Annotated in this window: 10 protein-coding genes; 3 read left to right on the top strand and 7 right to left on the bottom strand. The window is 66.9% G+C overall.

The window, feature by feature from the left end; all coding sequences use genetic code 11:
• Positions 1 to 383 precede the first annotated feature (383 nt).
• The 3 genes from trxA (at position 384) to V3B64_RS04940 (ending at position 4,469) form a co-directional block, all read left to right on the top strand.
• Positions 384 to 713, top strand: coding sequence for a thioredoxin (trxA, locus tag V3B64_RS04950; RefSeq protein ID WP_005411275.1), 330 nt, complete (start codon positions 384 to 386; stop codon positions 711 to 713).
• 228 nt (positions 714 to 941) lie between these two features.
• Positions 942 to 2,684: a transcription termination factor Rho gene (gene rho / locus V3B64_RS04945; RefSeq protein WP_029379723.1), complete on the top strand. Its 1,743-nt coding sequence runs from the start codon at positions 942 to 944 to the stop codon at positions 2,682 to 2,684.
• Positions 2,685 to 2,894: 210 nt separating this feature from the next.
• A complete protein-coding gene (locus V3B64_RS04940) occupies positions 2,895 to 4,469 on the top strand; it encodes a sensor domain-containing diguanylate cyclase (protein WP_032130287.1) in 1,575 nt (524 codons plus the stop codon).
• A gap of 34 nt (positions 4,470 to 4,503) precedes the next feature.
• Here the strand turns inward: V3B64_RS04940 and V3B64_RS04935 are convergent, their stop codons facing one another.
• From V3B64_RS04935 to V3B64_RS04905, 7 genes are all read right to left on the bottom strand, one after another.
• Positions 4,504 to 5,394, bottom strand: a complete 891-nt coding sequence (locus tag V3B64_RS04935) for an energy transducer TonB (RefSeq protein ID WP_032130286.1) — start codon at positions 5,392 to 5,394, stop codon at positions 4,504 to 4,506.
• A gap of 61 nt (positions 5,395 to 5,455) precedes the next feature.
• The gene (aceK, locus tag V3B64_RS04930; RefSeq protein WP_049424082.1) at positions 5,456 to 7,186 is read right to left on the bottom strand and encodes a bifunctional isocitrate dehydrogenase kinase/phosphatase; all 1,731 of its coding nucleotides are present in this window, start codon (positions 7,184 to 7,186) and stop codon (positions 5,456 to 5,458) included.
• A gap of 169 nt (positions 7,187 to 7,355) precedes the next feature.
• Complete coding sequence (locus tag V3B64_RS04925) at positions 7,356 to 7,715, bottom strand: hypothetical protein (protein WP_005419760.1); 360 nt, start codon at positions 7,713 to 7,715, stop codon at positions 7,356 to 7,358.
• 53 nt (positions 7,716 to 7,768) lie between these two features.
• A complete protein-coding gene (locus V3B64_RS04920) occupies positions 7,769 to 8,185 on the bottom strand; it encodes a roadblock/LC7 domain-containing protein (protein ID WP_006398057.1) in 417 nt (138 codons plus the stop codon).
• Positions 8,178 to 8,726, bottom strand: coding sequence for an ATP/GTP-binding protein (locus tag V3B64_RS04915; protein ID WP_032130283.1), 549 nt, complete (start codon positions 8,724 to 8,726; stop codon positions 8,178 to 8,180). The genes V3B64_RS04920 and V3B64_RS04915 overlap by 8 nt, the downstream gene beginning before the upstream one ends.
• A complete protein-coding gene (locus V3B64_RS04910) occupies positions 8,719 to 9,684 on the bottom strand; it encodes a hypothetical protein (RefSeq protein WP_329913737.1) in 966 nt (321 codons plus the stop codon). The genes V3B64_RS04915 and V3B64_RS04910 overlap by 8 nt, the downstream gene beginning before the upstream one ends.
• Before the next feature lie 307 nt (positions 9,685 to 9,991).
• Positions 9,992 to 12,214 (bottom strand): NADP-dependent isocitrate dehydrogenase, encoded by a 2,223-nt coding sequence (locus V3B64_RS04905; RefSeq protein WP_049463298.1) that lies wholly within the window; start codon positions 12,212 to 12,214, stop codon positions 9,992 to 9,994.
• Between the last annotated feature and the right edge of the window lie 239 nt (positions 12,215 to 12,453).

The following is a 12,453-nucleotide window of genomic DNA, read 5'->3' as shown; positions in this document are numbered from 1 at the left end:
ATGCCCCAGTTTAACGCACTCGGGCCGGCAAACCGGAATGAGCTGTCTCATAAAGTCAAGAGACGGCACCCTTCACCCAGCCGCACCGGACTTGAACGGCCCTGCCAGGGCCGCTGGTGTCGCCCGCTGCCAGCCCCATGTACAGGAAGACAGTGAAATCCGACACATACCAGGCATCGAAGCGATCACGATACGCTGGGTTCCAGCCGGCGCCTGTCCCCGCCCTGCGATAGGGGTACACTGCCGGCCGTGAGCGTCCAGGCATCCCGCCGAACGCACCGCGGCAGTGCGCCGCGAGGCAACGACGAGGGTCGCGCCACCGGGCATGGCCCAGTTCACCCACCTCCGGCATGGCCGGGTGCAATCCAAGACGAGAAACCAAGATGAGCGACAAGGTTGTACATGTCGGCGACGCCGACTTTGATAGCGCAGTGCTGAATTCCAAGGAACCGGTGCTGGTCGATTTCTGGGCCGAGTGGTGTGGCCCGTGCAAGATGATCGCCCCGGCGCTGGACGAACTGGCCGATGCCTACCAGGGCCGCGCCAAGATCGCCAAGGTCAACGTCGACCACAACCGTGCGCTGGCCGCCAAGTACCACGTGCGTTCGATTCCGTACCTGGTCGTGTTCAAGGACGGCGAGAAGGTCGGCGAGCAGATCGGTGCGGTGGGCAAGGCCCAGCTGGCCGGCCTGCTGGACAAGGCCCTGGCCTGATCCTGCTGTTCTCCGGCAGCCGCCGACCGCGGCTGCCGGCGGGCGCCCCGCGCCCATGATGAATGCTGTTCCCGGCGACCCTTGCGTGGCGCCGCAGGCCGATGATAGTGTCGGCATATCCGGCCGCGTTCGCGTGCCGCACCCTCTGGACGCAGTTTCTTCCAGACCCATTCCCAACGTTCGCCGCCCCAGCCGGGCGCTCGCACCTTCAAGCGAGGAATAACGCTCTTGTCCGATAACACTTCCGAAACCGGCAGCGCCGATGCGCCCGCCGAAAAGCGCGTGCGCAAGCCCCGCGTGAGCAAGGCCGCCGCTCCGGCAGCCGCCGAAACCAGCGCCGCGCCGGCGCAGCCGACCCTGCCGCTGGCCGCCGCGCCCGAGGCACCGGCTGCTGCCCCTGCACCGAGCGCGCCCGCCGCCGAGGCCCCTGCCAGCAGTGGCGGTGGCGAAGGCGGTGAGGGTCGCGAATCCGGCCAGCCGCGCCAGCAGAACCACCAGGGGGGCGGCCAGAACCAGGGCCAGAACCCGTACAACCAGAACGGCCAGCAGGGCCAGGGGCAAGGTCAGGGCAACCGCCGTGACCGCTTCCGCAACCGCCGCGACCGTGACCGCAACAACCGCTTCCGCGACGATGGCCTGCCCAACGACGGCGGCGAGCAGCAGCCGTTCGTGCCGCGCCCGCACGCCAACGTACCCGAGGGCTTCCCGGTCTACTCGCTGAGCGACCTCAAGCGCATGCCGGCACAGAAGCTGCTGGAAATCGCCGAGCAGCTGCAGATCTCCGAAGGCGTGGCCCGTGCCCGCAAGCAGGATGTGATCTTCGCCCTGCTGAAGGTGCTGACCCGCCACGGTGACGGCGTTGCCGCCGATGGCGTGCTGGAAATCCTGCCGGACGGCTTCGGCTTCCTGCGCGCGGCTGAAGCCAGCTACCTGGCCGGCCCGGACGACACCTACATCTCGCCCAGCCAGATCCGCCGCTTCAACCTGCGCACCGGCGACCACATCTCCGGCCGCATCCGCTTCCCGAAGGACGGCGAGCGCTACTTCGCGCTGAACATCGTCGACACCATCAACGGCGAGCCGATCGAAGCGTCGAAGAACAAGGTGCTGTTCGAGAACCTGACCGCACTGTTCCCGCGCCGCCGCTTCACCCTGGAGCGCGGCAACGGTTCGTCGGAAGACATCACCGGCCGCATCCTCGACCTGATGGCCCCGCAGGGCAAGGGCCAGCGCTCGCTCATCGTGTCGCAGCCGAAGGCCGGCAAGACCATGATGATGCAGCAGGTCGCCACCGCCATCACCACCAACCATCCGGACGTGCACCTGATCGTGCTGCTGATCGACGAGCGCCCGGAAGAAGTGACCGAAATGCAGCGCACCGTGCGCGGCGAGGTCATCAGCTCGACCTTCGACGAGCCGGCCGCGCGCCACGTGCAGGTGGCCGAAATGGTCATCGAGCGCGCCAAGCGCCTGGTCGAGCACAAGAAGGACGTGGTGATCCTGCTCGACTCGATCACCCGCCTGGCCCGCGCCTACAACAACGTGGTGCCGAGCTCGGGCAAGGTGCTGACCGGTGGTGTGGACGCCAACGCCCTGCACCGCCCGAAGCGCTTTTTCGGTGCCGCGCGCAACGTGGAAGAAGGCGGCAGCCTGACCATCATCGCCACCGCGCTGGTCGACACCGGCTCGAAGATGGACGAGGTGATCTACGAAGAGTTCAAGGGCACCGGCAACAGCGAAGTGCACCTGAGCCGCCGTATCGCTGAAAAGCGCGTGTTCCCGGCCATCGACATCAACCGTTCCGGCACCCGCCGCGAAGACCTGCTGATCGAACCGGAGCTGCTGCAGAAGATCTGGATCCTGCGCAAGCTGCTGCATCCGATGGATGAAATGGCCGCGATGGAGTTCCTGCTGGACAAGATGAAGAACACCAAGTCCAACGACGAGTTCTTCGGTTCGATGAAGCGCTGATCCCTGGCGCTGCATCAGAAGAAACCTGCCGCTCGCTGCGGCAGGTTTTTTTTTGCCTGCAGGGCGACGCACTTCACTTCGCTCGCGCCCGCTTTTGGCGATAATCCGCGCGATACCCTGCCCGGCCCCCGTGGGCCCTGCCACCGATTCCCGCTGTCGCCCCTTCCGGAGAACCGGTCGGGTCCAGCCTCCTGCCGGATCCGTCGACGCATGCGAACGCTGTCTCCCCGCCTCAACCTGGGCAAGCTGATCCTCGCCCTGGCCCTGCTCAGCGCCATCATCGCGCTGGCCAACACCCTGCTGGCCAGCTACCGGGTGCAGCGCGACCAGCTGGTCGGCAATACCCTGGAAGCCAACCGCGTCTACGCCACCAAGCTGGCCGAGACCACCCAGAACTTCCTGCTGGCCGCGCAGCAGCAGCTGGCCTATGCCGCGACCCGCCTGGGCGAGGACGACCTTGATCCGAAGCAGGCCCAGGATGAAGCCAGCCGCCTGCAGCTGCAGTCCAGCAGCTTCAACTCCTCACTGGTGGTGGACGCCGACGGCCTGGTGATCGCCACCTCGCCGCAGACCCTGCAGCTGCAGGGTGAGGTGCTGCACAGTGTCGGCAACAACGCGGCACTGGCGGCGCGCCAGCCGATGATCAGCGACCCGTACCAGTCGGCCACCGGCAAGCTGCTGGTCTCGCTGTCGCACCCGATCTTCGACCGCCAGGGCCGCTATCGCGGCTATGTCAGCGGCACCCTGTACCTGCGCCAGCGCAGTGCACTGCACACGCTGCTGGGCAAGCACTACTACCGCGACGGTTCCTACCTGTACGTGGTGGACCGCAATGGCCGCCTGCTGTACCACGCCGATGGCAAGCGGGTGGGTGACTACGTGGTCGGCAACCCGGCGGTGAAGGCCGTGGTGCGCGGAGAACGGGGCGCACAGCAGGTACGCAACAACCGCGGCGTGTCGATGCTGGCCGGCTATGCACCGGTGGCGGCCACCGGCTGGGGCATCATCGCGCAGCGCCCGACCGAGGCCACCCTGCAGCCGCTGTCGCGGTTGATGACCGCAGTGATCTGGAATGCGATTCCACTCGGCCTGCTGTCGCTGCTGGTCACCTGGTGGTTCGCGCGCCGCATTTCGATGCCGCTGTGGCAACTGGCGCGCAACGTGCAGGGCGGCGAGGACACCGGCAACGCGATCAACCACGTCAGCGGCATCCGCGCCTGGTACTTTGAGGTCGCCCAGCTCAAACAGGCGGTGCTGCACAGCTTCAATGCGCTGCAGGATCGTATCGGCACGCTCAACCGTGCCAGCCGCACCGACCCGCTGACCGGCCTGCTCAACCGCCGCGGGCTGCAGCAGGCGCTGGATGCGCTGCAGGTGCAGGGCATTCCGTTCGCGATCCTGGCGTTGGACATCGATCGCTTCAAGTCGATCAACGACAGTTACGGGCATGACGTCGGCGACAACGCCATCGTCCACATCGCCGACCAGATGCGCCGCTACTCGCGCGACAGCGACATCCTCTGCCGCGCCGGCGGCGAGGAATTCCTGCTGCTGCTGCCGGGCATCAGTACTGAATCGGCCCGCCAGGCCGGTGAACGCCTGCGCCAGCACATCGCCGACCATCCGTTCGAACCGGTCGGCACCATCACCGTATCGCTGGGCGTGGCCCACTTCCCCAGCTTCCATGTCGACGCAGAACAGGCGCTGCGGCTGGCCGACAAGGCCCTGTACATGGCCAAGGAACAGGGCCGCAACCGGGTGGTGGTCTACCCGTACGCCGACTGACGCGGAGCCGGGCTGCCCGGCTCCGCAGCGGTTCTCAGCCCTGCGCCAGCGGGGTCAGCAGGCGCAGGCCGCGCTTGGCGCCGTCCACCATGTAGACGCCGCCTTCCGGCAGCAGATCGCTGCCGACCTGCTCGACCGGGTCCGCCTCGCGCCACGGGACGGTCTGCCGCGGCCCCGGAATGAAGGCGCGCCAGCGGCCATAGCGTTCCGCCACTGCATTGGGATCATTGTTCAGGGCGAAGTTCACCGGGATGCGAACCGTCCAGCTGTCCCGGGTGCTGTCCTCGCCGGTGGTCGGCGGCTTGAAGGTCCACGTGCGGGCGGTGCTGACACTGGCTCTGGCCAGGATGTCGCGCATCTTCGCCAGGGTCCGCTCAGGTGCGACCACGGCCATGTTCACCTGCTCGGCGGCCACATCGGCCACCGTTCCGTCACGGGCCACCTTGACCAACAGCAGCACCTCACCCTGGCCACCGTTACGGTAGGCCGCTTCCGGGTAGCGAGGCGGCGTCATGTGCAGCTGGGTCACCGAATCGGTGGCCTTCGGATCGTACTCGCTGAAGTCGACACTGGTCATGCTGATTTCATAACCGCCATCGGCCGCAGCCTTGCCGCGCAGGCGAACGCGCAAAGGGGCCCGCGTGGCCACCGCCTGGCCATCACGCAGCGTGGGCTCGAAGCGCCAGCCACCGATGGTGCCTTCCACGAAGGAGGCGATGCTCGGGGCCACCATGGCTTTCTGGTCCAGCACCAGCGAACGGACCGCGCCCTCCGGCGTGACCTCGATATGACCGGACAGCACCATGCTCATTTCCGCAGTCGCACGTACAGCACGTGCGGTCTGCGCAGTGGCATCGCCTGCAAGCAGGGGGGCGCCGGCACCTACGGCCAGCGCGAGGGCGAGAAACAGTGGGGAACGCATCATTGCCGGATCCTTGGTGATGAACGGCGAGCCTATCCCAGTCCCAGCCGCGATGACAGCCGGTTCACGCCAGCCGGTGTGCGCCTGCGTAGGGCGGCGTGTCCGGATAATCCCCCCGGGCGAAGCGTTCCTGCAGGCCCTGCCACCAGCCCGGGTCGAACAGGTGCCGGTAGTGCTCGCGCACGGCTGCCAGCTCCGCGGCAGGCAGGCCCATGAACGGACCGAAGCGCTCGGGAAACACGTCGCGCGGGCCGACATGGAACCACGGCTCGTCGGCCATCGCTTCCTCTGGCGTGCGTGGCTGCGGCCAGGCGCGGAACACGCAGTCGCTGACCAGGCACAGCTCGTCATAGTCATAGAACACGGCCCGGCCGTGCCGTGACACACCGAAGTTCTTCGGCAGCATGTCGCCGGGGAAGATGTTGTTGCGCGCCATGTCGGTGATGGCCTGCGCGTAGTCGAGCACCGCCGCGCGCACCGCCTCGCCGGACTGCTCGCGCAGGTACAGGTTCAAAGGACGGAAACGACGTTGCACATAGCACAGTGCGACTTCGACCTCGTCGCCATCGACACGTACGCTCTGCGCGCACTGCTGCAGCAGCTCTTCCAGCAGGGCCGGCGCGAAGCGCTCGCGCGGGAAACGCAGGTGGCGATAAGGCTGCGCATCAAGCAGGCGGCCGACACGATCGAGATTGAACACCAGCGCGTACTTCTCTTCCACCTGCTGCCGCGACATTGCCTTGGGCCAGGCGAAACGGTCACGGATCAGCTTGAACACCAATGGATAACTGGGCAGGGTGAACACCGCCATGACCATGCCCGGCGTGCCTTCGGCATGCACCAGCCGTTCCTGCGGATGCTCGTTGAAGTGTCGGAAGAAGGTTCGGTAGCGCTCGGTCTTGCCCTGCTTGGCACGTCCCAGCACCGTGTAGATCTCGTCGATCGGCTTGCCCGGCAGCAGGCTGCGCAGGAACACCACCGCGTCGCCCACGGTGCCCAGGTCAGCCTGGAAGTAGCTGCGCGACACGCCAAACAGATGGGCGACATCACGGCGCCGGGTCAGCACCGCATCGGCACGCAGGCCGCGCGCATCGTTGACCAGGGCAATCACGCATGGCGAAAAGCGATGCTCGCCGAACACGCGGCCAACCAGGTAAGCGCGGCGCTCGCGGTAGAACACCGTGTCGAGCAGTTCGATGCTGCGTACCGGCGTGTCCCCCCAATGGGCGAGGTCGTCCTGCAGGCGCACGGCGATGGCCGCCGCACAGCGCAGCTGGTGCGCATAGGGGATGTCGAAACGGTAGTCGGCCAGCACGCGTTGCAGGGCCTCCACCGGCCGCGTCGGGGAGACCGCGTAGGTATGCCGCGCGACAGGATGGGTGATTGCATCGGAGGGCTCGACGTCGAAAGCAATGAATTCCAGCGCCGGGTCCACGCCCCGGGTAGCGAACAGGCGCCGCGACAGCGTGTTGTAGAAGGTCTTGTACAGCTCGGCGTCGATCAGGCCCTGCAGCAGCCCGCTGTACTGCGCGTGCACCTGCAGCCACAGCGCACGCTCGCCGATCGCGTCACCGGCGAGGCGGCGCAACGCATCCATCTGCTCGGCGATGCACAGGTCGTACAGGGCGATGCGCTCGACCGCATCCTGTCGCGCACCAGCCCAATCGCGCTGCTCGAAGCGCTGCCGCGCCCGCGCGGTGATCGCCGCGAAGCGGGCATGGTACTGCTCGAAACCATCGCGGATGGCACCGGCGATACGCGGCGCCAGTACGGTTGCGATGACAGGCTCTGACATGCACGGCGTACCCGGGGAGGACCGTCTCCACCATACGCTGGCGTGGGGTGGCTTGTGTAGAGTCGAGCCATGCTCGACTGCTTTTGGCCGAAGTCGAGCACGGCTCGACTCTACAGAAGGCAGGGGCAGAAGCAGTCGAGCAAGCTCGACTCTACAACGCGCCGGTGGATCAGATCGCCAGTTCGGCCTCTACGTCCTGCACCTTGCGCCGCGCCAGCGCCAGGTTGGATTTGGTCCGGTCCAGCACGATGTAGAAGAACAGGCCCTTCTTCTTCGCCACCGGGCGCATGATGTGGTACGCCTTGCCCAGCGAGATCAGGATGTCCTCGATGCTGTCGTTGAGGTTCAGCGACGCGGCGGTCTTCATCTTGGCGCGGATCACTTCAGTGTTGCCGGCGGCGGCCACTTCCATGTCCATGCCGGCACCGGCTTCGCCCAGCAGCATGCCGCTTTCGTAGTCGACCAGCGCCACTGCCTGCGCGCCGTCGATGCCCATCAGTGCGTTCAACGATTCATTCAATCCAGCCACGTCGCACCCCTTGTCGATGTTGGTTCGAGCCCCTCGTTCCCCTGCGGCCGGGCTCACGATCCGCCGAGTTCGGCCAGGATCGCCTGGCCACATTCCCTGCTCTGCCACAGCACCTGGCCGATCACGCTGCGCTGGTCGCAGGCCGCCATCAGCAGCAGCGGTGCGCGCCCTTCGGCCTGGATCGCCAGCATCAGCACCTTGCCGCCCGCGGCTTCCAGCATCAGCGTCTGCAGATCGCCCAGCAGCAGTTCGCGGCCAACTGCCGCGGCCAGCGCCAGCATCGCGCTGGTCATCGCCGCCAGCCGCTCGCCGCGCCCTTCGGCACCAGCACTCACCAGCGCAAAACCATCGACGCTGGCCAGCACGACCGTGCGCACGCCTTCAACACGCTGCAGCAGATCCTGCAGCAAGGGCTGCAGGCGCTCTCGCTGGCCGGCATCAGGCAGTACCGCCGCCTGCCCGTCAGCCATGCGCCGCCACCAGTGCGTGCGCTTCCATTTCGCTCATCAGTACATCCATCAGCAGCAGTCCCTGTTCGCGGTCACGGGCATCCACGGCGAGCAGCGGCAGCGGCTGCTCGTCAAGGCAGGCACGGGCGGCCCAGTCGTCCAGTGCGGCCTGCGGTGCCTGGTCCAGGTGGGTGACCGCCACGACCAGTGCCAGGGATGAAGCGAACGGCTGCAGCACCTGCAGGTAACCTTCCAGTTCGCTGGCCAGACCGGCGCGGCGCGCATCCAGCAGCAGCACCGCGCCACGCGCGCCCTGCAGCAGGATCGGCCACAGGAAATCGAAACGCTGCTGGCCGGGTGTGCCGTAGAGACGCAGGCGTTCGCCGTTGGGCAGGTCGATGTCTGCGTAGTCCAGCGCTACGGTGGTGGAGGCCTTGTCGGCGCCGAGGCGATCACTGTTGGCCACATCCGTGTCGACCACCGCGCCAGCCGCGATGCTGCGTACCAGGGTCGACTTGCCGCTGCCCATGCCGCCCAGCACCACCACCTTGTGCTCACGCATTGCGTTCGCTCCCGCGCAGGTGCCGCCACAGGCGGGCAAGCAGGCCGTTGTCGGTGCGGGTGCCACCTGTCGCCATCAGCGGCGTCGCCGGTGCAGTCTGCAGCTGCGCGTAGCCGCACAGGTAGGCGGCATGGATGAAATCGCGCACCGCCGCAGCCGGCAAATCAAGCAGCATCACGCACTCGTCAACCGTGCACGCGCGCTTGAGCAGCAGCGAACACAGGCGGAAGCCATCATGGTCGTGGCCCAGTACGCGGAAGTCCGGCCAGCGCAGCAGCTTCACTGAAGCGCCACGCAGGCGTTCGTCCAATGCCTGCCAATGGCGGCTGCGCTGTGCCCACTGCCACAGCAGCGGTCGCAGTGGCTGGCGTGGCCGCTCACCGGCCAGCGCCTGCAGGCGTGCGGGTGTCAGCGCATCCAGTTGCAGGTGTTCGAAGGCATCGGCCAGACGCTCCACCAGCGCCGCAGCCGGTTCCTGCAGCAGCACGGCCTGGTCGTGCTCCAGATCCATCAGCAGCAGAGGCTCGCCCGCATCACTCAACAGTGCCTGCCCCTGTCGCAGCGGCAGCCGCTCGCGCAGCAGGCGGGTGATGGCGTGTGCACCATCGGCCAGACGGATCGGTGCGGGTGCGTGCATGGCCATGGGCTCCGGTGCCAACTGCATGCGGCGCAGCGCGCGGCCGATGGCACCATCGTCAAGCACGTCCTGGTGCCCATCACCGTCACGCAGCTGGCCGCCCAGGTCTTCGATCCAGCACTGCAGTCGCGGACGCTGCTGACGCATGCGCTGGGCCGCGTTGCGCAGCGCCGGCGTATCGCGGATGACCAGCAGATCGCAATCATCCAGGTCCTGGCTGCGGCGGATCTGGCCATCCGGCAGGGCCGATGCCACGCGCAGCCGCTGCAGCAGGGCCTGCTCGCCCTGGATGTCGGTTCCCACTACCAGCACGCGTGCCATCCGTGTTCCCCGTGCGGCCACCTCCCCGGTGGCCTCGCGTCGCCAAGGCTAGGGCATCGCCAGCGGCAGCCGTCGTGATCGACTGCTCAGATCGAGGGCGGTTGCAGGCTGTCTCCTATCCGTTCTGCGACGACCATCGCGGGCAAGTTTCATGCCCCTTTGACGGCATTCCGACAGCGGATGGATGTCACGGTTCTGGACCCGGGTAGATCCACGCCATGCGTGGATGAAGGGCCGCAGTAATCCTGGCCCAAAAAAAACCCGCGCCGAAGCGCGGGTTCCGGTGTCACGGCCGAGCGGCGATGGATCAGCCGCGCAGCTGCTCCAGCGCGGCGTTGAAGGTCGCGCTCGGGCGCATCGCCTTGCTGGCCTTGGCCACGTCCGGGCGGTAGTAGCCGCCGATGTCCACGGCCTTGCCCTGCACCGCGATCAGCTCGTCAACGATCTTCTGCTCGTTGTCGGTCAGCGCCTTGGCCAGCGGGGCGAAGCGTGCCTTCAGTGCGGCATCTTCGTCCTGCGCGGCCAGCGCCTGCGCCCAGTACAGCGCGATGTAGAAGTGGCTGCCACGGTTGTCGATGCCACCCAGCTTGCGCGACGGCGACTTGTCGTTGTCCAGGAACTGGCCGTTGGCTTCGTCCAGCGCCTTGGCCAGCACGCGGGCTGCGGCGTTGTCGTAGCGGTTGCCCAGGTGTTCCAGCGACGCGGCCAAGGCCAGGAATTCGCCCAGCGAATCCCAGCGCAGGTAGTCCTCTTCAACGAACTGCTGCACGTGCTTCGGGGCCGAACCACCGGCGCCGGTCTCGAACAGGCCGCCACCGGCCATCAGCGGCACGATCGACAGCATCTTGGCGCTGGTGCCCAGCTCCATGATCGGGAACAGGTCGGTCAGGTAGTCGCGCAGCACGTTGCCGGTCACCGAGATGGTGTCCTCGCCCTTGCGGATGCGGTCCAGCGAGAACGCGGTGGCTTCCACCGGCGGAAGGATGCGGATATCCAGGCCGCTGGTGTCGTGGTTCTTCAGGTACTGCTCGACCTTGGCGATGACCTGCGCGTCGTGGGCGCGGGCGGCATCGAGCCAGAACACGGCCGGGGTGCTGCTCAGGCGGGCGCGTTCGACGGCCAGCTTGACCCAGTCCTGGATCGGCGCGTCCTTGGTCTGGCACATGCGCCAGATGTCACCGGCTTCCACGGCGTGCTCGAACACCACGGTGCCGGCATCGTCAGTGACCTTGACCACGCCATCAGCAGCGATCTGGAAGGTCTTGTCGTGCGAGCCGTACTCTTCGGCCTTCTGCGCCATCAGGCCGACGTTCGGCACCGAACCCATGGTGGCCGGGTCGAAGGCGCCGTGCGCCTTGCAGTCGTCGATGACGGCCTGGTACACACCGGCGTAGCAGCGATCCGGAATGACCGCCTTGGTGTCCTGCAGCTTGCCTTCGGCGTTCCACATCTTGCCGGAGTCGCGGATCATCGCCGGCATCGAGGCATCGACGATCACGTCGCTCGGCACGTGCAGGTTGGTGATGCCCTTGTCCGAGTTGACCATGGCCACGCCCGGACGCTGTGCGTACTCGGCGGCGAGGTCGGCTTCGATCGCAGCGCGGGTGGCTTCCGGCAGCGACGGCAGGCGTGCGGCCAGGTCACCGATGCCGTTGTTGGCATCGAAACCCGCCTGCTTGAGCACGTCGGCGTGCTTGGCCAGCACGTCCTTGTAGAACTCGTTGACCGCCACGCCGAACATGATCGGGTCGGAGACCTTCATCATGGTCGCCTTCAGGTGCAGCGAGAACAGCACGCCCTGGGCCTTGGCATCGGCGATCTGCTCGCCGATGAAGGCGGCCAGTGCCTTGCGGCTCATGACGGCGGCGTCGACGATCTCGCCGGCCTTGACCGCGGTCTTTTCCTTCAGCACGACGGTGCTGCCGTCCTTGCCGTGGAAGGTGATCTTCAGCGAACCGGCGTTGGCCAGGGTGGCCGACTTTTCGCTGCCGTAGAAATCACCGGCGGCCATGTGCGCGACGTGCGACTTCGAATCCGACGCCCAGGCGCCCATGCGGTGCGGGTGCTTGCGCGCATAGTTCTTCACCGACAGCGGTGCGCGGCGGTCGGAGTTGCCTTCGCGCAGCACCGGGTTCACCGCGCTGCCCTTGACCTTGTCATAGCGCGCCTTGTAGTCGCGCTGCTGGTCGTCAGCCGGGGTTTCCGGGTAATCCGGCAGCGGATAGCCCTGGTCCTGCAGTTCCTTGATGGCCGCCTTCAGCTGCGGCACCGAGGCGGAGATGTTCGGCAGCTTGATGATGTTGGCGTCCGGGGTGGTCGCCAGCTGGCCCAGCTCGGCCAGGTCGTCGCTGACCTTCTGCGCGTCGCTCAGCAGTTCCGGGAACAGCGACAGGATGCGGCCGGACAGCGAGATGTCACGGGTTTCCACCACGATGCCGGCAGTGGCGGTGTAGGCACCAACGATCGGCAGCAGCGACTGGGTGGCCAGGAACGGTGCTTCGTCGGTCAGCGTGTAGAGGATCTTGGACATGGGGGACTTGGACTCTGTAGCAATGCTCAGGGGAAGGCCGGCGCCAGCGCCGGGCCACGTGCAACCGTGTCGCGCGCGGGGCCGGGCCCCACGCTTTCCCCCGTCGCCGTCAGGGTGGGCGCGCGGCGGGGAAACCCCTGCATTGTCGCGTTTTCAGCCGCGCGGGGCAAAGCCACGCCATACGCGGCGGTACTGCATGCCGGCAACGCTGTGATCCATCCACGCTTGGTGTGGATGAA

This window comes from Stenotrophomonas sp. SMYL86 (assembly GCF_036320025.1).
Taxonomy (GTDB): Bacteria; Pseudomonadota; Gammaproteobacteria; order Xanthomonadales; family Xanthomonadaceae; genus Stenotrophomonas; species Stenotrophomonas maltophilia_A.
This window is presented reverse-complemented; position numbering and strand designations above follow the sequence as displayed.